The organism is Serratia sp. Ae19-1, assembly GCF_059801225.1.
Window position 1 is genome coordinate 303,152 of record NZ_JBCHWD010000004.1, and the last position, 22,518, is coordinate 325,669.

The 22,518-nt window shown below is 61.0% G+C and carries 17 protein-coding genes; 12 read left to right on the plus strand and 5 right to left on the minus strand.

The genetic code is table 11. The annotated features are described in order from the left end of the window. Window positions 1–141: 141 nt before the first annotated feature. The gene (locus tag AAIE04_RS14130) at window positions 142–1,005 is read right to left on the minus strand and encodes a LysR substrate-binding domain-containing protein (RefSeq protein WP_498577171.1); all 864 of its coding nucleotides are present in this window, start codon (window positions 1,003–1,005) and stop codon (window positions 142–144) included. Between the two features lie 143 nt (window positions 1,006–1,148). Between AAIE04_RS14130 and AAIE04_RS14135 the strand changes: the two genes are divergently transcribed. Together AAIE04_RS14135 and AAIE04_RS14140 are read left to right on the plus strand one after the other, a co-directional pair. After that, a complete protein-coding gene (locus tag AAIE04_RS14135; protein ID WP_154746225.1) occupies window positions 1,149–2,279 on the plus strand; it encodes an agmatine deiminase family protein in 1,131 nt (376 codons plus the stop codon). Window positions 2,280–2,400: 121 nt separating this feature from the next. Then, the gene (locus AAIE04_RS14140; RefSeq protein WP_019455394.1) at window positions 2,401–3,147 is read left to right on the plus strand and encodes an IclR family transcriptional regulator; all 747 of its coding nucleotides are present in this window, start codon (window positions 2,401–2,403) and stop codon (window positions 3,145–3,147) included. Between the two features lie 88 nt (window positions 3,148–3,235). On the opposite strand, the gene AAIE04_RS14145 is transcribed toward AAIE04_RS14140, so the two are convergent. Then, window positions 3,236–4,285 carry a DAPG hydrolase family protein gene (locus AAIE04_RS14145; protein WP_435980998.1) on the minus strand — a complete coding sequence of 350 codons (1,050 nt, stop codon included), beginning with the start codon at window positions 4,283–4,285 and terminating at the stop codon, window positions 3,236–3,238. Between the two features lie 373 nt (window positions 4,286–4,658). Here AAIE04_RS14145 and AAIE04_RS14150 point away from each other — a divergent pair, with 373 nt between their 5' ends. From AAIE04_RS14150 to AAIE04_RS14170, 5 genes are all read left to right on the plus strand, one after another. Beyond that, entirely contained in the window at window positions 4,659–5,777 is a 1,119-nt protein-coding gene (locus tag AAIE04_RS14150; protein ID WP_498577265.1) for an MFS transporter, read from the plus strand. 124 nt (window positions 5,778–5,901) lie between these two features. Then, entirely contained in the window at window positions 5,902–7,044 is a 1,143-nt protein-coding gene (locus tag AAIE04_RS14155) for an efflux RND transporter periplasmic adaptor subunit (protein ID WP_498056096.1), read from the plus strand. A gap of 1 nt (window position 7,045) precedes the next feature. After that, entirely contained in the window at window positions 7,046–10,183 is a 3,138-nt protein-coding gene (locus AAIE04_RS14160; RefSeq protein WP_019455390.1) for an efflux RND transporter permease subunit, read from the plus strand. A 1-nt stretch (window position 10,184) separates the two neighbouring features. Then, complete coding sequence (locus AAIE04_RS14165; RefSeq protein ID WP_498577172.1) at window positions 10,185–11,627, plus strand: efflux transporter outer membrane subunit; 1,443 nt, start codon at window positions 10,185–10,187, stop codon at window positions 11,625–11,627. A 132-nt stretch (window positions 11,628–11,759) separates the two neighbouring features. Next, entirely contained in the window at window positions 11,760–12,113 is a 354-nt protein-coding gene (locus tag AAIE04_RS14170; protein WP_019455388.1) for a DUF1493 family protein, read from the plus strand. Between the two features lie 7 nt (window positions 12,114–12,120). Here AAIE04_RS14170 and AAIE04_RS14175 read toward each other — a convergent pair whose 3' ends face one another. Continuing rightward, the gene (locus AAIE04_RS14175; RefSeq protein ID WP_063919486.1) at window positions 12,121–12,690 is read right to left on the minus strand and encodes a DJ-1/PfpI family protein; all 570 of its coding nucleotides are present in this window, start codon (window positions 12,688–12,690) and stop codon (window positions 12,121–12,123) included. Window positions 12,691–12,827: 137 nt separating this feature from the next. On the opposite strand from AAIE04_RS14175, the gene AAIE04_RS14180 reads away from it, so the two are divergent. Beyond that, complete coding sequence (locus tag AAIE04_RS14180) at window positions 12,828–14,366, plus strand: long-chain-fatty-acid--CoA ligase (protein ID WP_198635928.1); 1,539 nt, start codon at window positions 12,828–12,830, stop codon at window positions 14,364–14,366. A gap of 39 nt (window positions 14,367–14,405) precedes the next feature. Here AAIE04_RS14180 and AAIE04_RS14185 read toward each other — a convergent pair whose 3' ends face one another. Beyond that, complete coding sequence (locus AAIE04_RS14185) at window positions 14,406–15,680, minus strand: Glu/Leu/Phe/Val family dehydrogenase (protein WP_019455385.1); 1,275 nt, start codon at window positions 15,678–15,680, stop codon at window positions 14,406–14,408. A 618-nt stretch (window positions 15,681–16,298) separates the two neighbouring features. On the opposite strand from AAIE04_RS14185, the gene AAIE04_RS14190 reads away from it, so the two are divergent. Continuing rightward, window positions 16,299–17,756 carry an amino acid permease gene (locus tag AAIE04_RS14190; RefSeq protein WP_019455384.1) on the plus strand — a complete coding sequence of 486 codons (1,458 nt, stop codon included), beginning with the start codon at window positions 16,299–16,301 and terminating at the stop codon, window positions 17,754–17,756. Between the two features lie 110 nt (window positions 17,757–17,866). Beyond that, a complete protein-coding gene (locus AAIE04_RS14195; RefSeq protein ID WP_309531241.1) occupies window positions 17,867–18,487 on the plus strand; it encodes a helix-turn-helix transcriptional regulator in 621 nt (206 codons plus the stop codon). Between the two features lie 47 nt (window positions 18,488–18,534). Here AAIE04_RS14195 and AAIE04_RS14200 read toward each other — a convergent pair whose 3' ends face one another. Continuing rightward, window positions 18,535–20,724 carry a TonB-dependent siderophore receptor gene (locus AAIE04_RS14200; protein ID WP_498577173.1) on the minus strand — a complete coding sequence of 730 codons (2,190 nt, stop codon included), beginning with the start codon at window positions 20,722–20,724 and terminating at the stop codon, window positions 18,535–18,537. A gap of 202 nt (window positions 20,725–20,926) precedes the next feature. Here AAIE04_RS14200 and fes point away from each other — a divergent pair, with 202 nt between their 5' ends. Continuing rightward, the gene (fes, locus tag AAIE04_RS14205) at window positions 20,927–22,234 is read left to right on the plus strand and encodes an enterochelin esterase (protein ID WP_498577174.1); all 1,308 of its coding nucleotides are present in this window, start codon (window positions 20,927–20,929) and stop codon (window positions 22,232–22,234) included. A 30-nt stretch (window positions 22,235–22,264) separates the two neighbouring features. After that, a complete protein-coding gene (locus AAIE04_RS14210) occupies window positions 22,265–22,489 on the plus strand; it encodes an MbtH family protein (RefSeq protein WP_019455380.1) in 225 nt (74 codons plus the stop codon). The last annotated feature ends 29 nt before the right edge of the window (window positions 22,490–22,518 follow it).

The following is a 22,518-nucleotide window of genomic DNA, read 5'->3' on the forward strand; positions in this document are numbered from 1 at the left end:
TCAGTTATCAGGTGAATTCAGCTAATTATTTCTGAAACAGCAGGTTAGCGCGTATTCTTTAGACTGTTGCGGCGCTTTATTGAAGGTAGCAGCGGTCAGGCGGCGGCGCCTGACCGGAATAGCGAATCGTGACGTGGCGCGTTATGCGCCGGCAGGCAGGGCCGACAACAGCCACTGGCAGAACTGGCGGGCGAGCGGGTTGTGTTCGCTGTCGCGGTGCAGCAGCCACGCCCAGTTGGCGCCGCGCACCCGCTGTTGGGTTAACGGTTGCAGCAGCCCGGCGTCGCGCGCGTGCTGCGCCAGCAGCTGGCTGACCAATGCGATGCCCAATCCCTGGCAAGCGGCGTCCAGCAGCAGGCCGGGATCGGAGAAGTTCAGCCCGCTATCGCGCTGACCGACGTGCGCGCCGCCCGCCACCGTCCAGTGGCTCCAGTCCATCTCGCGTTCGCCGTGCAGGGTGACGCGCTGCTCCGCCGTCAGCGTCAATAGGCTGGGGTGGCAGGCGGGATAAAGCCGGTCGGTGCAGAGAACCTTAAAGGTGCAGTCCGCCTGCGCGCTGAGATCGTCGCGGATCGCCAGATCGACGCTGTCCGTCGCCATATCCGGCGGTTCGAAGCTGGTGAACAGCCACAGATCGACCTGCGGATGCCGCTGATTGAACTCGCCCAGCCGCGGCGTCAGCCAGTGACGGGCAAAGGCCGGGGTAGTGTTGACGATCAGCTGATTGGGTTTGCGGTACTGATCCAGACGGCGAATACCGACGGCCAGCTGTTGCAGCATCACCTGCGCGGTGCTGAACAGATCCTGGCCGGCGTCGGTCAGCGTTACGCTGCGGCCGGTGCGAAAGAACAGCGGCTGTTCCAAAAATGCCTCAAGGCTGCGGATTTGCTGGCTGATCGCCGACTGGGTAAGGTGCAGCTCTTCGGCGGCCTGATGAAAACTGCCCAGACGCGCCGCCGCTTCAAAACCGCGCAGGGCGTTCAGAGGGGGCCAGTGTTTTAACATTATCGATAAGCCTGTCTAATCAGATATCCACTAAATATATCGTTTGTTGCGGCAGCCTGGGAAGACTAGCATGAGATTCAATTGCCGGAGAGTGAGATTACCGGTTAACTGTTTGAATTTAAATTAATTAAAAGAGGTTGTTTATGTCATCGCGTCGCACCTTCATCAAGCAGCTTTCGGCAGTGGCCGGCGTCGGCTTGACGGCATCGTTGGGCTTTCCATTACGCGGTCACGCACAAGCTGCGCTTAATCCGGCCTGGCGGATGCCCGACGAAGGGGAACCTCAGCTGCGGGCGTTTCTCGCCTTCGGCGCCCAGAAGGCCATCTGGGGCGGATTCACGGCGGATGTACAGGCGGCGCAGGGGCGCATCGCCCGTGCCATTGCCGAGTTTCAGCCGCTGACGGTATTTTGCCGCGCGCACGAACGGCAGCTGGCGGAGGCCACCTGCGGCAGCCAGAACGTCAGCTATGTCGTCACCGAGCTGGATGACATCTGGATGCGTGACATTGGCGCCAATTTCGTCGTTAACGACGCCGGTGCGCTGGGCGCGGTGGATTTCAACTTCAACGGTTGGGGCAATAAACAGCGGCATGCCAAGGATGCGCGTCTGGCGGCGTTCGCCGCCAAAAAATACGGCGTCGCTCAACCGCGCCGCAGCGCGCTGGTGGGCGAAGGCGGCGGTATTGAGGTGGATGGGCGCGGCACCGGCATCATGACCGAGAGCAGTTGGGTGAATGCAAACCGTAATCCAGGCTGGAACCGCGATCGGGTAGAGCAGGAGCTGAAGGCGATGCTCGGCCTGCGTAAAATTATCTGGTTGCCGGGGATCAAAGGCCGGGACATTACCGACGCCCACGTCGATTTTTACGCTCGCTTCGTGCGGCCGGGCGTGGTGGTGGCCAACCTGGATACCGATCCGGATTCTTATGATCATGCGGTCACCCAGGCGCATCTGGCGATCCTCAAGCAGGCGACCGACGCCGACGGCCGCAAGCTGCAGGTGCATACGCTTTCGCCGCCGCTGGCGCCGCGCGACAGTCGTTTCAGCCGCAACAATCCCGATTTTGCGGCGGGCTACATCAATTACTTCGTCATCAACGGCGCGGTGATCGCCCCTGAGTTTGGCGATCCGCAGGCGGATAAAGCGGCGTTTGAGCTGCTGACGGCGCTCTATCCGCAGCGCAAAGTGGTGCAGCTGGAGATCGACGCCATCGCCGCCGGCGGGGGCGGCATTCACTGTGTGACCAGCCAGTTGCCGAAACACGACGCGTGATAGGGCGTTGATTGACACGGTCGCCGGGAGGGAGTGCCCCGGCGTCCCGTTCAACCTATCCAACATGCGGACATCCTGTGGTATTCTCTCGGCCTGACTCCATTCAATTCGGAACATTGCGATGAGTAATGACGCGGATAACAGCGGCTCACAGGTAATTGCCCGGGCCGCCACCCTGTTACGGGCGCTGGAAATTCAACCGAAGGGCATGACCATCTCTCAATTATCCCGGGAAACGGGGTTGCCGCGCACCACCGTACACCGTTTGGTCACCTCGCTTGAATCGCAACAGCTGCTCATCACCGGCAGCGGCGGCGTTCAATTAGGGCCGGCGCTCGCCCGTCTGGCGGCCTCCGCGCATACGGATGTGATCACCCTGGCAAGACCGGCGATGGAAACGCTGGGCCGTCGCACCCGTGAAACCGTCGATTTGTGTGTCTACCGCGGCAGCCACGCGGTATCGGTGGGCCAGTTTGTTTCCGATCAGGAACTTCGCGTCGTATCAGCCGTTGGCACCGCCTTTCCGTGCCACTGCACGGCGCATGGCAAAGCCATTCTGGCCGAGCTGCCTGACGCAAAAATTGCGGATCTGCTCGGCGGCCAGCCGGATGTCAGAACGGATAACACCCTCAGAACCGTCTCATCCATACTGGAGGACATTCGGGAGACCAGGATCCGTCGTTACGCCATCGATCGCGAAGAGCACGCTCGCGGCGTCTGCGGCGTCGGCGTTTACCTCAATATCGGCGTCAACGAGCTTTACGCCATATCCATTGCGGTTCCAGCCATGCGTTTCGAGGAAAAGTTTGACCATCTGCTCGGTTCGCTGATGCAGTGCAAAGCGGAAATCGAAGCGATGCTGGCATAACAAGCCGGGGCGTTTGGCCTGGCAGGTGCTGAACGCCGGGGCCAGCATGCCTCGCTCCCGGCGCTGCGTTGGCGAGGGAAGGCGGCGGTCAGCTGTTGCCGAACCGGGCATAAATCTCAGGCAGAAAACGGCCGAGCGAAGAGAACTCCGTCATATCGTGGACGGCCATTTCATAGGCAAAGCCTTCCAGCGACGCTTTCGTCATCCCCGCTTTTGCGATGTATTCACGCGAGCGTTTTCCGCCGTCAGGGAACTTGTCGAATCTATCCCAGGATTCATGCGTGCCGATCCAGTAACGGTTGACCATTTCCATCCCTTGCGGCGTGTCGCGTCCCAGATGAATCATCAGCACCAGCGGCGTTGATTGCGCATCATAAGGCGTGATGATGCCGCTGGCGTTAAAGGTAAAGCGATGCTTTTTGAGTAACTCGCTCTCGACGCCGAAGCTTTCCGGCGCATTGAAATGGATAACGCCGTCCAGATAGTTATCGCCAATGTACTCGGTAATGTGGTTCGGGTTGCCGTACAGCCGCTCAGCGTAGGACAGACGGGTATCCGCCAGACGCTTGGGATCGACAACCGAGTTGTGGATATGAGCATGAGGGAACCACAGATAGTAGCGTTCGCTCTCGATCGGGTGCCAGCAGAACCACCACTTGAACATCTCCGTGGTCACGCCCGGAAAAATATGGCGGCTTTGCGCATAGGCGCAGGGGCCACCCTCCTCAACGACGGCGTAACCCGATACCGGAAACTCGTCAAAACGTTCCAATAGGGTTTTCAGGCCCGCTTTCGTGGGTTGAAGAATGTGTTCTTTTGCCAACGGCCCCTGTTCCAGCGCGCGGATCATCTCTACGGGCGCATCCAGATTGCTGTCGAAGAACTCGGCGTAGGGCTTGCCCTGAATGCCTTTCTCATTGATTTTCAGACGTTTCTGCATCGGCACCTGATAATAGGAAATCAATGATTTATCGAGCGAAGCGCCCGCATCAGTAAACGTGCCTTTCCGCGCCGCCGCCGGTAGGGCGGATGATGGTGCCGCGATAGCGGAAGACAACAGGGATTGAGAAAGCAAGGCGCCGCCAGCCAACAGCGGAATGCGCTTGATGATATTACGACGTGAAATTTCTTTACTCATGAGCGTCTCACTTAGATTGTCGCCGACTTAGAAACGGCGGGATGGAGTGCGGTTGATATCGATTTTTGAATATCCGAATAATGGACTTAATATCCGAATAATGGTCATTATTGTGTTGCCGGATGTGGGCGATGTCAACGCTCATTGAATGGCAAAGCGCATGGATTGCCAAAAAGCGCCTGCCAATCATTGCAGCGATCTATCCGCAATCGCAGGGGGTTCACCGAGCGTTGCCAGGGCGGGATTGACATTCGGTTTACAGTTTGCGCGTTGACATGTTGAACGGAAGCCTCAAGAATATCGTCCGCATATTGGATAAATCATCCATTTAATGGATATTACAGTGAGGCGCTTTATGCGTGAATTAAGAAAAATGGCGGCGTTTACGCTCTTGGCCGTGGCCTGTCTGACGATCATGGTCGGTTGCGTGATCGTTCCTGGTTTGACGGAAATCGCGAATCAGTTGGGCACGCCTTCAGCGGCCAGTTGGTTGGTCACCGTGCCGTCATTGGGCGTGGTGATATTTGGCCCCTTCGCCGGGCGTTTTATTGACAAGGCGGGCGCTTACGCGGCGCTCAGCTGGGGACTGTTGTTGTATGGCCTGCTTGGGGCGGGGGGGCTGTTGCTTCGCGGCTTTTGGCCGGTGATGCTCGACCGCCTGCTGCTTGGCGGCGCAACGGCGATCGTGATGTCAGCCGGCACCGGTCTGATTTCTGCTTTTTACAGCGGGCAGGCGCGTTTGAAAATGATCGCTTCGCAAGGCATGTCGATCGAGCTGGGCGGCGTCATCTTTCTGTTTATCGGCGGGCTCTTGGCGACGCTCGGCTGGCGCTGGCCCTTCCTGTTGTATCTTGTCGCCTGGGTGTTGCTGGCGATGCAGTGGCTGTATGTGCCCAAACCCCAGCCTGATGTGGGCGAATCAGACAGCGTTCAGCGCGGTGATGCCAGTTCCACCGGCGCCGGCAGCTTAACAACGGTCTATTTTTCCGCAGTGCTTTCCATGATCTGCTTCTTCACCGGGATCATTGTCATCCCGCAGCATTTCCACCACATGAATATCGGGGCGGCGCAAACGGGATACTTCCTGTCGTTTATCTCGCTTATCGCCGTTTTCGCCGCCGCGCTGATGCCCAGGCTGGTGGCTTTAATCAGAGAAAATGGCGCGCTTGGCGCGGCGTTTGTCTGCTATGCCGCAGCGCATCTGATCTTCGCCTCTGCGCACGGGACTGCGGCATTTGTTGCCGGCGGTATTCTGATGGGATGCGGGTTCGGCTTCTCGGTGCCGTTGGTTAATCATATGACCGTAGAACGAAGTTACCCCCGCACCCGGGGGCGAAATCTGGCCTATTTATCGATGGCGATATTCTCCGGCCAGTTCTTGTCATCCTTTATGGCGTTCATTCCCGGCAGCTCATCCGCCGTTTTCCTGGGGGCGGCAGGTATCAGCATCGCCACGGTTTTGGCGCTGACGCTGGCGCGCAGATTAGGGTAAATCAACCACGCTGCGCGTTTTTCAGCCCGAAAAGATTTTACGCTATCCTTACGCAACCCTTTCAGAAGCGAATTCCGGCATTCGATATATTGAGAATAATCATTCTCAATAGGATCGTATTGCCATGCAGAGGAAAATGCTTTTGGTGCTCGGGCTGTCGCTGCTGCTGGCCGCCTGCGACGGACAAAACGCCGGCGCGCCGGCGGGAGCGGGCGGTGAGCAGGAGGTCGGCGTCGTCACGCTGCGCGGCCAGCCAGTGACCCTGAGCAGCGAGCTGACCGGCCGAGTCAACGCCACCATGACCTCCGACGTGCGGCCGCAGGTTGACGGCATCATCAAACAGCGGTTGTTCACCGAGGGGGCGGAGGTGAAGGCCGGGCAAGTGTTGTATCAAATTGACCCCGCCAGCTATCAGGCCAGCTACGATCAGGCCGCCGCCCAGCTGAAAAACGCCCAGGCGACGGTGCAATCCACCCGGCTCAAATCGCAGCGCTATGCGGCGCTGGTGAAAGAAAACGGGGTTTCCAAACAGGACGCGGACGACGCCAAAGCCGCGTATCTGCAGGCCGTGGCGTCGGTGGCGCAGTATCAGGCGGCGCTGGAAACGGCGCGCATCAATCTCGGCTATACCCAGGTGCGTGCGCCCATCGCCGGGCGCATCGGCATTTCGTCGGTGACGCCGGGCGCGTTGGTGACCGCCGGCCAAAGCGATGCGTTGACCACCATCCGCGCGCTGGATCCGATCTATGTCGATCTTACCCAGTCCAGCGCCCAGTTGCTCAAACTGCGTCGCCAGCAGGCCGCTCTGCAACGCGGGGCGGTGACGCCGGTCGCCATCAAACTGGAGGACGGCTCGCCTTATGCCCATGCCGGCAAGCTGGAGCTGACCGAGGTGGCAGTGGATGAGGCCACCGGCTCGGTCACGCTGCGCGCCGTGTTCCCCAACCCCGAGCATGAGCTGCTGCCGGGCATGTATGTGCACGCCACGGTGGACAACGGCGTCGACCCCAAAGCCATTCTGGCGCCGCAGCAGGGTATCACCCGTAACGCCAAGGGCGAAGCCACCGCGTTGGTGGTGGACGAGCAAAACAAAGTGGCGCAGCGCACCGTTGTCGCCGAGCGGGTGGTGGGCAGCAACTGGCTGATCGGCAGCGGGCTGAACGAGGGCGATCGCCTGATCGTCGAAGGCACCAGCAAGGTGACGATCGGCGCGGCGGTGAAACCGGTCGCCGTCTCGGTCGACAAAGCCCAAAGCGGGGAGCAGTAATATGGCGCAGTTCTTTATCCGCCGCCCGGTGTTCGCCTGGGTGATCGCCATCATCATCATGCTGTGCGGCCTGATGTCGATCAATTCGTTGCCCATCTCGCAGTACCCGGACGTGTCACCGCCGCAGATCTCCATCTCCGCCACCTATCCGGGGGCGGACGCGGAAACGCTGGAAAACAGTGTCACCCAGGTGATAGAGCAGCAGCTCACCGGCCTGGACGGTCTGCTGTATTTTTCATCGACCAGCAGCTCCAGCGGCTCGGTCAGCATCAACGTCACCTTTGATCAGGGTACCGATCCGGATATCGCGCAGGTGCAGGTGCAAAACAAGGTGCAGCAGGCGGAGAGCCGCCTGCCGAGCGCGGTCACCGCCCAGGGCGTGACGGTCAAGAAATCCCAGAGCAGCTTCCTGCTGATCGTCGGGCTGTATGACGAGAGCGACAAGGCGACGATGGCCGACATTTCCGACTACCTGGTCAGCAACCTGCAGGATCCGCTGTCGCGCATCGAGGGCGTGGGGGACGTGCAGGTGTTCGGCTCGGAATATGCGATGCGCATCTGGCTGGATCCGACCAGGCTGGCGGCCTATGCGCTGATGCCGTCCGACGTGCAGACGGCGATCGAGGCGCAAAACACCCAGGTATCCGCCGGTAAAATCGGCGATCTGCCGGCCGCCGCCGATCAGCAGTTGACCGCCACGGTGAAGGCGCAGTCGCGGCTGCAAACGCCGGAACAGTTCCGCAATATCATCCTGAAAAGCGACAGCAGCGGCGCGCTGGTGCGCTTGGGCGACGTGGCGCGGGTTGAGCTCGGCAATGAAGACTATTCAGCCAGCGCGCACCTCAACGGTCACCCGGCCGCGGGGATCGCGGTCAAGCTGGCGGCGGGCGCCAACGCGCTCAATACCGCCAAACTGGTGAAGGCCAAAGTGGCGGAATACCAAAGCGCGATGCCGCATGGTTATAAGGTGGCCTACCCGAAAGACAGCACCGACTTCATCAACATCTCGATCGAGGAGGTGGTGAAAACGCTGTTCGAGGCGGTGGTCCTGGTGGTGGTGGTGATGTTCGTGTTCCTGCAAAACCTGCGCACCACGCTGATCCCAACCATCACCGTGCCGGTGGTGTTGCTGGGCACCTTCGGCGTGCTGGCGGCGTTCGGCTACTCGATCAATACCCTGACGCTGTTCGGCATGGTGTTGGCGATCGGGCTGTTGGTGGACGACGCCATCGTGGTGGTGGAAAACGTCGAACGCGTGATGCGCGAAGACAAGCTGCCGCCGCGCGAGGCGACGGAGAAATCGATGCGCGAGATCACCGGCGCGCTGGTCGGCATCGCGCTGGTGCTGTCGGCGGTGTTCCTGCCGATGGCGTTCTTCGGCGGTTCAACCGGGGTGATCTACCGTCAGTTCTCGATCACCGTCGTCTCCTCGATGGTGCTGTCGGTCGTGCTGGCGTTGACGCTGGCGCCGGCGCTGTGCGCCACGTTGCTGAAAGCGTCGCATGAAGAACAGACCGACAAAGGGCTGCTGGGTAAATTCAACCGCGGCTATAACCGGCTGCAGGAGAAGTACGCCGACAAGGTCGGCAGGGTGATCCACCGGCCGACGCGCTACCTGCTGCTGTACGGCCTGCTGCTGATCGCCGCCGCCGTGATGTACCTGCGCCTGCCGACCGGCTTTCTGCCCAATGAGGATCAGGGTTCGGTCATGGTGCAGTACACCTTGCCGGCCGGCGCGACCAACGCCCGCACCTCGGCGGTGAGCGAGGCGGTCACCGCCTATTTCCTCGAACAGGAAAAGGCCAACGTCAGCACCATTTTCACCATCAACGGCTTCGGTTTCAGCGGCAGCGGGCAAAACGCCGGCATGGCGTTTGTCAGCCTCAAAGACTGGAGCCAACGCGGCGGCAGCGAAAACACCGCCGACGCCATCGCCAAACGCGCCATGGCGCATTTCGCCTCGCTGCGCGACGCCCAGGTGTTCTCCATGAGCCCGCCGGCGATCGACGGCTTCGGCCAGTCCGACGGCTTTACCTTCGAGCTGCAGGCCAAAGGGGCGACCACCCGCGCCGAGCTGCAGGCGATGCGCGATCAGATCGTCGCCGCCGCCGCCGGCAATCCGTCGCTGTTGGCGGTGCGCGCCAACACCTTGCCGGACACGCCGCAGCTGCAGGTGGAGATCGACAGCGGCAAACTGCAGGCGCTCGGCCTGAGCGCCGGCGACGTCAACAGCACGCTTAGCAGCGCGTTCGGCAGCACCTACGTCAACGACTTTATCGATCGCAACCGGGTGAAAAAGGTCTATATGCAGGGCGACGTAGCGTATCGCGCCAAGCCGGAAGATCTCGACAAATGGTTTGTGCGCGGCACCAACGCGGCGGGCGACAGCAGCATGACGCCGTTCTCCGCTTTTGCTTCCTCACACTGGATCTACGGCCCGGAAAACCTGTCGCGCTATAACGGGCTGTCGTCGTTCGAGATCACCGGACAGGGCGCCGCCGGCGTCAGCTCCGGCACGGCGATGAGCGAGATGGAAAAACTGGCGGCGAAATTCTCCGCCGGCAGCAGCTATTCCTGGAGCGGGCTCTCCTATCAGGAGCGGCTGACCAGCGGCCAGGCGTCGTCGCTGTACGCCATTTCGCTCATCGTGGTGTTCCTGTGCCTGGCGGCGCTGTATGAGAGCTGGTCGATTCCGTTTGCGGTGATGTTGGTGGTGCCGATGGGCATCGTCGGTTCGCTGCTGGCGATCACGCTGCGCGGGCTGGAAAACGATATCTACTTCCAGGTGGCGCTGCTCACCATCGTCGGTTTGTCGGCGAAAAACGCCATTTTGATCGTCGAGTTCGCCGAAGAGATGCACCAGCGCGGTGAAACGCTGATTGGCGCGGCGATCCACGCGGCGCGCATGCGTCTGCGGCCGATCCTGATGACCTCGCTGGCGTTTACCGCCGGGGTGCTGCCGCTGGCGGTATCCAGCGGTGCCGGGGCCAACAGCCGCATCGCCATCGGTACCGGCATTATCGGCGGCACCATTACCGCGACCCTATTGGCCATCTTTTTCGTCCCGCTGTTTTATGTGCTGGTGCGCCGCGTGTTTAGCCGCCGCGCCGCCAGCCGGCCGCCACAGGCAGGAGAATAACGTGTTGCAACGAGTCATGATGTTAACTTTACCGCTGCTGTTGGCAGGCTGTATTTCGCTGGATCCTGATTATCAGCGGCCGACGGCGCCGATAGCGGCCACGCTGCCGCAGGGCGAGGCCGCCGGCAAACAGGCGCTGAGCTACCCGGACGTCGCCTGGCGCGAGTATGTGCAGGACGCCAGGCTGCGGCAGGTGGTGGCGATGGGGCTGAACAGCAGCCGCGATCTGCGTGAGGCGATCGCCAATATCGCGTCGGCGCGTGCGCTGTACGGCGAGCAGCGGGCGGCGCTGTTGCCGACGATCAACGCCACCGCCGACGGCAGCCGCGGGCGTTCGCTGACCGGCAACGGCAATGCCACGACCATCAGCCAGAGTTACGAAGCGCAGGCCGGCGTCAGCGCCTTTGAACTGGATCTGTTCGGCAAAAACGCCAGCCTGTCGCGGGCGGCGTTCGAAACCTATCTGGCTAACTCCGAAGCGGCGAAAAGCACCCGCCTGACGCTGATCGCCGATATCGTCACCGACTGGGTGGCGGTGGCGGCCGAGCGCAGCAATCTGGCGGTGGTGCAGCAGACGATGGAAAGCGCCAAACGATCGCTGGAGGTGACGCGCAAGAACCAACAGCACGGCATCTCGTCGCTGGTCGACGTGGCGTCGGCGGAGACCGTCTATCAACAGGCGCGCGCCGACGCTGCCAGTTACGCCACCAGCGCCGCACAGGCGAAAAACGCCCTGGATCTGGCGGTGGGGCAAAGCGTGCCGGAAAACCTGCTGCCGGGCGGCATCGACGCGCTGGGCGGGATCATGCGCGATCTGCCGTCCGGCATCTCTTCGCAGGTATTGCTGCAGCGGCCGGACGTACTGCAGGCCGAGCACAACCTGAAGTCCGCCAACGCCAATATCGGTTCGGCCCGCGCGGCGTTCTTCCCCTCGATCAGCCTGACCGCCAGCGGCGGCGTGGGCAGCGGTGAGCTCTCGTCGCTGTTCAGCCACGGGGCGGGCGTCTGGTCGTTTGCGCCGAGCATCAGCCTGCCGATCTTCAGCGGCGGCTACAACACTTCGCAGCTGAACTACAGCAAAGCGCAGAGAGATCTGTATATCGCCACCTATGAGAAAGCGGTGCAGACGGCGTTTCAGGAAACCGCCGATGCGTTGGCGCGCAAGGCGACGCTGCAGGAACAGCTGGCGGCGCAAACCGGCTATGTCACGGCAGCGCAGCAATATTATCGTCTCGCCGAACTGCGCTACCGTCAGGGCGTGGACAGCTATCTGACCTTGTTGGACGCGCAGCGCACGCTGTATACCGCGCAGCAGTCGCTGATCGCCGCACAGCAGACCGCGTACGACAATCAGGCCACCCTGTATAAAGTTCTGGGCGGCGGCATCGCCGCCGAACGGCAGGGGGACGGCGTCATCGCCGACAAGACCACGCTCAGCCGCTAGCCCTCGGCGTGCGTTTTACTGCCGGAAAACGTAAAGAAACAGAAAACCCGCCCGGCGTCCCGAACTCGCCGCGGCGGGCAGAGTCAGACAGATGAACGCATTTACCCCTATTAACACCGGCTCGAGGTCGTCATGACAGAAGACATTCAGCAACAGGTCATCACGCTAATCGCCGCATTCAACGCGCCAGGGCGGCTGAAGAAAGGCGTGACAATCACCCCGGAAACCGAGATCAACACCGCGCTCCACCTGTCGTTCAGCGATTCCAACACGCTGATGCGCCGCTACTTCGACACCTTCGGCGTCGACAGCAGCAACTATAACCACGAGCTTTATTTCCAGCCGCCGAGCAATACCGGGCGCTGGTTCTCGCCCTCCGCCTGCAAAGAACACACTCGGCCGCTGTGCGTGTCTATGCTGGTGCGTTCCGCGCGCGCCAAACGCTGGCTGTACGATATCCATTTCCTTATCGAGCAGCTCCGCTAGCGCTGCGTCACTGTTGCAGCAGCTCGGCAAACTTCGCCAACCACTGCGGATGCGCCGGCCAGGCCGGGGCGGTGACCAGGTTGCCGTCGACGTGCGCCTGATCGATACCGATCTCGGCATAATGGCCGCCGCCAAGCCGCACCTCCGGCGCGCAGGCCGGATAGGCGCTGCAGGTGCGGCCTTTCAACACGCCGGCCGCGGCCAGCAGCTGCGGGCCATGGCAAACGGCGGCGATCGGTTTTTTCGCGGCGTCAAACGCCTGCACCAACGCGATCACCTCGGGATTCAAACGCAGGTACTCCGGCGCCCGGCCGCCGGGGATCAGCAGTGCGTCGTAGCGTTCTTCTTTAGCGGCGGCAAAGTCGGCATTGAGGGTAAAGCGATGGCCGGGTTTTTCGCTGTAGGTTTGCGCGCCATCGAAGTCGTGGATCGCCGTCTGGATGTAATCACCGACGGCTTTGCCGGGACACACGGCATCCACCTGATGGCCGATCATCTGCAGCGCCTGAAACGGCACCATGGTTTCATAATCTTCGGCGTAGTCGCCGACCAGCATCAGGATCTTTTTCTTGCTCATGATCACAACTCCTGCAGGATGGGGATTGCCTAAGGTATAGCCCAGCGCCCCTGGGAATGCGAACCGCGAAACGCCTATCTATACTCGTGATACTGCGGCATTTTTAACCGCCGCCATTACCCCAGGGAGGAACCCCGATGCTGAATTTGGCAACCTTGCTTGAAGAGAGTGCGCGCACCTGGCCGGAACGGCCGGCGGTGATTCAGGACGATATCCCGCTCAGCTATCGGGCGCTGAACGAGATGGCTAACCGCGTGGCGAATCTGCTGGTCGCGCGCGGCGTGCAGCCCGGTGAACGGGTGGCGTTGGCCTGCAGTAACCGCCCGGAGTTTGCGGCGATCTATTACGGCATTCTCAAAAGCGGCGCGGTAGTGGTGCCGCTCAATATTTTGCTCAAAAGCGCCGAATTCGATTATTACCTGGCGGATTCCGCCGCCGTGGCGCTGTTTTGCTTTGAAGGCCACAGCGGACTGCCGCTGGGGGAAGAGGCGCTGCATGCCGCGGCGCAGGCGAAGGCCTGCCGCGAGGTGTTTATCATCGGCGATCGACTGCCGCTCGAGGGGGAACGTTTCAGTGCGGCGATAGCCCCGCAGGCCAGCGAGTTCGCTTCGGCGGCGACGGCGGAAAACGACACGGCGGTGGTGCTGTACACCAGCGGCACCACCGGTCGCGCCAAAGGGGCGGAGCTGACCCACGCCAACCTGGTGTTCAATGCGCTGGGATCGGTGCGGCTGTTTGACGGTTCGGAAACGCGCCCCGATCGCCATCTGGTCACGCTGCCGCTGTTTCATACCTTCGGTTCGTCGGTGCAGATGAACGCCGGTTTCGCCTCCGCTGCCACGCTGGTGCTGGTCGAGCGTTTCGACGCCGCGCAGGCCATCGCGCTGATGCAGCGGCACGGGATTACGTTCTTCGCCGGCGTGCCGACCATGTACTGGGCGCTGCTGAATGCGCTCGACGAGCATACGGATATCGAACGCCTGCGCAGCACGCTGCGCATGGCGGTGTCCGGCGGCGCCAGTCTGCCGGTGCAAATTCTGGAGGATTTTTCGCGCCGTTTCGGCATCGATATTCACGAAGGCTACGGGCTATCGGAAACCAGCCCGGTCGCCACCTTCAACCATCCGCATCGGGTGACCAAGCCCGGCTCCATCGGCCAGCCGATCTGGGGCGTGGAGGTGCGTTTGCTGGACGCCGTCGGGCGGCCGATCGACGGTGTCGACCAGGTGGGGGAGATCGCCGTGCGTGGCCATAACATCATGAAGGGGTATCTGAATCGACCGGAGGCGACGGCGGAAGTGCTGGAGAACGGCTGGTTCCGCACCGGCGATCTGGCGCGCCGCGACGCCGACGGCTTCTATTTTATCGTCGATCGGGCCAAGGACATGATCATTCGCGGCGGCTTCAACGTCTATCCGCGCGAGATTGAAGAGGCTTTGATTCGCCATCCGGCGGTGTCGTTGGTGGCGGTGATCGGCGTAGAGCATCCGTCGCTGGGCGAAGAGATCAAAGCGGTGGTGGTGCTGAAGGAGAGCGAGGAGCCGGTCGAGGAGGAGACGCTGATCGCCTGGAGCAAGGAGAGGCTGGCGGCGTACAAATATCCGCGCATCATTGAATTCGTCGAACGTTTGCCGATGACCAGTACCGGTAAGGTATTGAAGCGCTGTTTGCGTTGAGGAAAATCCGGCCTGCCGAAGCAGGCCGGGAAACGGGCATCAACCAGGGTAGATGCCGCGCTCTTTACGTGCGGTCAGGATGCGCTCACAAGCCACGATGTAAGCGGCGGTGCGCAGGCTGCACTCTTTCTCTTCAGCCTTGTTCCAGACATGAACCATCGCGTCGGTCATGATCTTGTCCATGCGCTCGTTGATTTCGGACTCGCTCCAGAAGTAGCTCGCCATGTCCTGCACCCACTCGAAGTAACTGACCGTTACGCCGCCGGCGTTACAGATAACGTCAGGCACCACGGTGATGTTGCGGGAGCGCAGAATGTCGTCCGCATCCGGGAAGGTCGGGCCGTTAGCACCTTCCAGCACCAGCTTGGCGCTGAGGATTTCGGCGCGCTGGCGGGTGATTTGGCCTTCCAACGCAGCCGGGATCAGGATGTCCATGTCAACCGACCAGAACGCTTCGCTTTCGATCTCGCTGGCGCCAGGGAAACCGGCGATCTGCTTGTGCTTGGCCTGGTATTCGGTCAGCGCGGTCAGGTCGATGCCGTTGGCGTTGAACAGGGTAGCGGAGTGGTCCTGGATGGTGACGACGCGAGCGCCGACGCCGACGAACAGGCGCGCCGCTTCGCTGCCCACGTTACCGAAGCCTTGTACCGCCACTTTGGCGCCTTCGATCTGCACGCCCAGACGCTTGGCCACTTCGCTGCCGGTGACGAACACGCCGCGGCCGGTCGCTTTCTCACGGCCCAGAGAGCCGCCAAGGTGGATTGGCTTGCCGGTGACCACGCCGGTGATGGTGGTGCCGTGGTTCATGGAGTAGGTGTCCATCATCCAGGCCATCACTTTGGCGTTGGTGCCGACGTCCGGCGCAGGAATGTCTTTCTGTGGCCCAATGATGAAGCCGATTTCGCTGGTGTAGCGGCGGGTCAGTCGCTCCAGTTCACCTTCAGACAGTTTGAACGGGTCGACGCGGATGCCGCCCTTGGCGCCGCCGTACGGCAGGTTGACTGCGGCACACTTGATGGTCATCCAGGCGGACAGGGCCATCACTTCGTTCAGATCGACGTCAGGGTGGAAGCGGATACCGCCTTTACCCGGCCCGCGCGACAGGTTGTGCTGTACGCGGAAGCCTTCGAAGTGGCGGATGGTGCCATCGTCCATCTGCAGCGGGATATCGACAATCAAAGCGCGCTTAGGGTGACGCAGCGTATCAACCCAGCGTGACAGCTCGCCGAGGTAAGGGGCGACGCGATCGATTTGTTGCAGATATGTAGCCCAAGCGGTGGTGCTGCTGTCTGAAGCGTAGGATAGCTTTTCCATAACCAACCTTTATATATTAGAGGTATTTATTTCGTTTAACCGTGGATTAGCAAGCGCATAACACTTTGCGACGCTTAATTTACCACTAATTATGCCGGTTGTTAGCCCCTCGCTCATCGGGCCAGCGGACGGTTTTTCGCCGCCTGCCGAGCGTAAATGAATAGTTAATTACTTTTATTCGGTAGTGGGCGCGAACATGCATACTTTATGCATATAAAACGCATAAAAAGCCTTTTTATCTATTTTTCAGAAGCTTGAATGTGATCAAAAAGTTTCATTTTATTTAACTGCCATGTTGACAATGGCATTTCCCCTCGCCAGAGTTAAATTAATGTTAAAACGGCTCCGGCGTCGTTTTTTTGTTGCACAAGGGAAAGCATAACCATTTGATATTTTAGAGTTTACCCACCACGCTCGGGCTTTGTACGCCAAACGTGGGCGATACGACGGCTCACGCGAGCATTTTCCAGGCATCCATTATTATTTCCTCCCTGTCACAACGGGGCGGGCAGCGTTTGGTCTGAATTTTTTTGCCGGTTAGAGCGCCCTCGGGCGTTTCATCCCTGCTGCAACCGCACATCGGTTGCTTAATCGCCTTAACGACGGACAGGTAACACCATGACAAAAAACCACTGCGATCGGCTGAGCCCAGGTTCAGCCGAGGGGCCTCACTGTGCCCAAACCCTGCAGCGCGGACTGAGTGCGCGCCACATTCAACTGATTTCGATCGGCGGCGCCATCGGCACCGGGCTGTTTATGGGCTCCGGTAAGACCATCGCGCTGTCGGGCACCTCCATCGTGCTGACTTACGCCATCGTCGGCTTTTTCATGTTTATGGTGATGAGAGCGATGGGGGAACTGCTGCTCACCCGGCTCGATTACCGCTCGTTCGCCGATTTCGTCTCGGAATACCTGGGGCCGCGCGCCAGCTTTTTTCTCGGTTGGTCCTACTGGCTGAGCTGGGTGGTGACCTGCATCGCCGACGTGGTGGTGTGCGGCGGCTATGTGCAATATTGGCTGCCGAACGTTTCGCCCTGGCTGCCGGCGCTGTTGACGCTGGGGTTCCTGTGTCTGTTCAACATGCTGTCGGTCAAGATGTTCGGCGAGGCCGAATTCTGGTTCGCCATGATCAAGGTGGTGGCGATCGTCGCGCTGATCGCCACCGGCGCCTGGATGGTGTTCAGCGGCTGGACCTCGCCGGACGGCGTGACCGCTTCGCTGCATAACGTCACCGATCCCGCCATTTTCATGCCGCACGGCATCTTCGGTTTCTTCGCCGGTTTCCAGATCGCCATTTTCTCCTGCACCGGCATCGAACTGCTGGGCACGATGTCGGCGGAGACCAAAAACCCCGAGAAGGTGCTGCCGAAGGCGATCAACGCCATCCCGGCGCGCATCATCGTCTTCTACGTGTGCTCGATGCTGACCATTATCGCCGTTACCTCGTGGAGCCATATCTCACCGGACAGCAGCCCGTTCGTGATGCTGTTCGATCAGGCGGGGCTGCCGGCCGCCGCCGCGATAATCAACTTTGTGGTGCTGACCTCGGCGATGTCCTCGGCCAACAGCGGGGTCTATTCCAGCACCCGCATGCTGTACAGCCTGTCGATGGAAAAGCACGCCCACGGCCAGTTCCGCATTCTGTCGCGCACCACCGCCATTCCGATCCGCAGTCTGCTGTTTTCCTGCTTCTGCATGGTGGCCGGCACCTTGCTGCTGGTGCTGGTGCCGAACGTGATGACGCTGTTCACCATCGTCTCCACCGTGGCGGCGATCCTGGTGGTTTACAGCTGGGGCATGATTTTGGTCGCTTATCTGGTGTATCGCCAGAAACGACCGGAACTGCATGCCGCTTCCCACTTCAAAATGCCGGGCGGGGTCGTGATGGCCTGGCTGACGCTGGCATTCTTCGCCTTTACGCTGGTGCTGATGGTGTTCGATCGCGATACGCTGATCGCGCTGTGCAGCATGCCGCTGTGGTTTACCGCGCTTGGCCTGGTCTGGCGTTATCGGGTGCGCGACAGTCTGGCGCGCGAGAGCTACGTGTTTTATCAGCACGGCGCCGAGGCGGAATAACCGGCGAAGCAGGCGCGGCCGCCGCCGGCCCACTCGGCAAGCGGCGGCAACTGCGGTATGCTAAGCGGCTGAACAGCAAACCAAACCGGGCTATACGGAGACACCCCAGCGTGCCGAACACTTCTTCTCAACTCGAACTTTTGCGGTCGGTCGCCGACGGCATCGCGGCGCTGTTTTTCCCGAATGCGGAAGTGGTGATCCACGATTTGACCACCAACAAGATAGCCTATCTGGCGAACAACCTGTCGAAACGCAAGCCGGGCGATGACGCCGGGCTGGAGGACTTCACGCTCGACGACGACGTCAGCGTGACCGGCCCCTATGAAAAGCTGAACTGGGACGGCAAAAAGATGCGTTCGGTGAGCATCGCCGCGCGCGACGAGCAGGGCAACCCGAGCTATCTGCTGTGCATCAACCTGAGCACCGCGATGTTCGAGGATGCCCGCAACGCGCTGGATATGTTTTTATCGGTCACGCGATTGCAGCCGCAGCCGCAACAGCTGTTCAAAGACGACTGGCAGGAGAAGATCAACACCTTCCTGCATGACTGGCTGCGGCGCGAGAACGCTGCACTCGGCGCGCTGAGCCGCGAGCAGAAGCGTCGCCTGGTCAGCGATCTCTATCATCAGGGGGCGTTCAAGGCTAAAAGCGCGGCGGATTACATCGCCAACGTGCTGTCGATGGGGCGCGCCACGGTGTACAAACATCTGCGGGAATTGAAGCAGGAGTAAAGGCGGCGAGAAAGCGGGAAAGGGGCGGCGATGGCCGCCCCTTGTCGTTACCAGCGGTAGTTGACCGAAGCGATAATGCTGCGGCCGCTGCCGTAGAAGCAGGCGTACTCGCCGCTGCACGATGAAACGTATTTCTTGTCCGTCAGATTCTGCACGTTGAGCTGGAGCGCCGCGCCGCGCAGCGCCGACGAGGCCTGACCGAGGTCATACTTCACCATGGCGTCGTACAGCGTGTAGTGCGGCACGTCGTACTGGCCGGTGGCGTCGGCCGGCGCATCGCCGATGTAGCGCACGCCGCTGCCGACGGTCAGGCCGTTCAGCGCACCGCTCAGGAAGCTGTAGCTGCCCCAGGCGGATGCCGCATGGCGCGGGATGCCCGCCGGGCTGTGGCCGATTTCATCCGCCGAATTGGAGTCTTTGGTCACCACGTCGGTGTAGGTATAGGCGGCGGTCAGCTTGATCTCCGGCGTCGGCTGAGCGTGCACTTCCGCCTCGATCCCCTTGGATTTCACCTCGCCAATCTGCTCGTAGGCGGAGGTGAGACGGTTATAGGACGCCACGTTGCGTTGGGTAATGTCGAACCAGGAGAGGGTCAACAGCGTGTTGCCGCCCGGGATCTGGTACTTCACGCCCACCTCGGTTTGCTTGCCGGTGGTCGGCTTGAGCGGGTCGGCGCCCGGCGCGCTCGGATACAGGTTAGGATCGAACGAGGTGCTATAGCTGACGTACGGCGAAATGCCGTTATCGAAGGCGTAAAGCAATCCCGCGCGGCCGGTAAATTGCGCATCGTTGTAGGTCTGCTCTTTACCGCCGACGGTGCGATCGCGGGTGTTGACCTGCGACCAGTCCTGGCGGCCGGACAGCAGCAGGTTCCAGTCATTCCACTCCAGTTGGTCCTGCAGATACACCCCGACCTGATTCAGCGTTTTCAAGTCGCTGGAAGCCAGCGTCAGCGCACTGCCGTCAATGCTGCTATGCGTCGGGTTAGCCCAGTCGATCGGGTAGTCGTTGCCGCGATCGCGATACATCTTCGAATCGATATGGCTGTAACGATAATCCAGCCCGCCCAGCACGGTGTGTTTCACCTCGCCGGTATCGAACAGGCCCTTCAGCTGGTTATCCACACCAAACTCGTTGGTCATCTGCGTTTCATGCTGCGCCATGCGGGTGACGGTGTGGTCGTTGATCTTCGAGTTTACGTTATAAACCAGATATTTATAGTCTTCATCGCGGTGGGTGAAGCGCAGGTTCTGGGTAAACGACAGCGCATCGTTGAAGTTATGCTCGAGGCTGTAACCGATCGACGCCTGCTCGCGCCGCGATTTGTTGAAGCTGGGCTCGCTGACGTTAAAGTCATAAGGCACGTAGCCTGCGCTGGTCGGGAACAGCGTGCCGGCACGCGGCAGGAAGTTGCGCGACCCGGCTTTCGGATCGTTCTGGTAGCTGGTCAGCAGCGTAAAGCTGGTGTCTTCGTTCGGCAGCCAGGTGAAGGCCGGGGCGATGGCCACCCGTTGCTGCTTGCTGTCTTTGACGAACTCATGTTCGGTTCTGGCGATGCCGTTCAGGCGGTAGAACAGGGTGTTGTCGTCGTTGAGCTTGCCGCCGAAATCGAACGCCGTTTCCGCCAGATGGCGGTTGCCGGTGCTGAATTTCACTTCGTGAATGCTCTGGGCGGTAGGGCGCTTGCTGGTCATCACTACCACGCCGCCGGGGCTGACCTGGCCATACAGCACGCCGGCCGGGCCGTGCACCATCTCCACGCGCTCCAGCAGCCAGGGATCGATCTGCCCGGCGCCGCCGTTTTGGCTCGAGAGGCCAAAGTGCAGGCCGTCGAGCAGCTTGGGCGCATAGCGGAAGCCACGGCTGATCACTTCGTCATTGCGGTTGGAGTTGCCGCGGTAGGTGGTGATTACCCCGCTGGTGTAGTTCAGCGCGTCGGCGACCGACGCCGGTTCCTGGTCGTTCATTTGTTCGCGCGTGACCACGGAGATGGACTGCGGCGTCTTGCGCAGCGGGACGGCGGTTTTGGTGCCGGCGGCGCTCTCTTTGGCGACGATCCCTTTGACCGGCGCGGTCACGCTGTTTTGCGCGTCGGCGGTCACCAAAATCGTCTCGTCCGCCGCGGCCGACGCGCTTTGCGCGAAGGGCAGTAAAGCCAGCGCCGATCCCAGCAACAAACGCCTGGCGGACATCGCCTCGGCATTTTTGTTGTCCATCCCTTTGTTTTTAATCTTCATTATCTCTCCTGAATACCTGCTTTTGTGTGTCATGCCACCCTGATAAACCCCGAAATGCCGACGAGCGTGCTTTGCCTCATCAACGCGGAAGCGTCGTGTTTGCACGACGGTAAAAATCCGACAAATAGTATTGAAAATGATAATGAGTATCAATACGATTGTCAGGTTTTGTAAAAATCACTCATGTTATGTAAGGGGCGCTATGGAGTTTTTGCCGGAAAAGAGGCCAGACAACGGTCATGAGGGATTGGCGGCGCAATGGCTGCGTGAAGAGACGGTGGGGCAACCCGAGTGGTGGCAGAAGGTTGCCGCTCACGGCACGCCCATCGTTGAGCCGCACGACGACAGCCACGTCAAAATGACCTGGCTATGGCGCGACCCTGCCGGCGATGAGCAGCGCTCGCCGATATGTCGCGTCTATGCCGATATCAACGGCATTACCGATCACCACAGCACGTCTCCCAGCAGCCTGACCCGGCTCCCCGGCACCGACGTTTGGTACGGCGCGGCCGTTATCGATCGCCGCTGGCGCGGCGGCTACAGCCTGATCCCCATCACCGACCGGGAGCTTCCCCCGGTATTCAGCGACGAAGAAACGCTGCGCGATCGCCAGCAGCGCGCCTGGTGGATCTCGCTGTTCCCGCTGGCGATCGCCGATCCGCTGAATCGCCTCTCGCTGGGGCCTTCGCATCGCCCGCGCCCGGTTTCCCTGGCCCAGGGGCCGGATGCCGACGACCAAAGCGCCTGGCAGGCCGCCGATCGGCCGCTGGAACAGACGCGGCTGCAGCTCTTGCAGTGGCGCAGCGAACGGCTGGGCACCCAACGGCGCGTCTGGCTGTATGCCAGCGGCGACGCCGAGGTGAAAGCGGAGCGTCCGCTGGTGCTGCTGCTCGATGGCCAAAACTGGATCGAGAGGCACGCGCTGTTGCCGGTGATCGAGAACGAGACCGCAAAAGGGCAGCTGCCGCCGGCATGTTGGCTGCTGATCGATGCGATCGATGGCGAACACCGGGAAAACGAACTGCCTTGCAACGCCGCTTTCTGGCAGGCGGTGATCGACGAACTGTTGCCGCAGGCGCAGCGGCGCGAACCCTTCAGCGAGGCGGGCACGCGCACCGTGGTCGCCGGCCAGAGCTACGGCGGGCTGGCGGCGCTGTACGCCGGCCTGCACTGGCCAGAACGCTTCGGCCACGTGCTGAGCCAGTCCGGCTCTTTCTGGTGGCCCACGGTGCAGTTCGTTACCCAGTTCGAAAAGCGTCACGAGCTGGAGGAAGGCTGGCTGATACGCCAGGTTCGGCAACGCCGCGCGGCGGCGCCCACGCTCACCGTGCTCCAGCAAGCCGGCGATCGCGAGGCGGACATCGAATTCGTCAATCGCCAGATGCACGAGGCGCTGACGGCGGCGGGGCACCGCGCCGATTATCGCGTGTTTTCCGGCGGCCACGATGCGCTGTGCTGGCGCGGCGGCCTGGTGGACGGCGTGCGCCAACTGCTTTGCGCGATGAAATAACCCACACATGTTGACAGACAGGTAAGGCAAATGACTCAGGAACAACAAAACCCGTTCGATGACGAAAGTCTCCGTTTCTCCGTATTGATCAATGCGCAGCAGCAGTATTCGCTGTGGCCGCAGTTTGCCGATACGCCGCCGGGGTGGCGCGTGCTGATGGGGCCGGCGGCGCGCGGTGAATGCATCGACTACATCGAAACGCACTGGCAGGACATGCGGCCGGCGTCGTTGAAAGCGACGGATGCGCAGCGTTAATCGCGCAGCAACCACATCGCTACATTCCG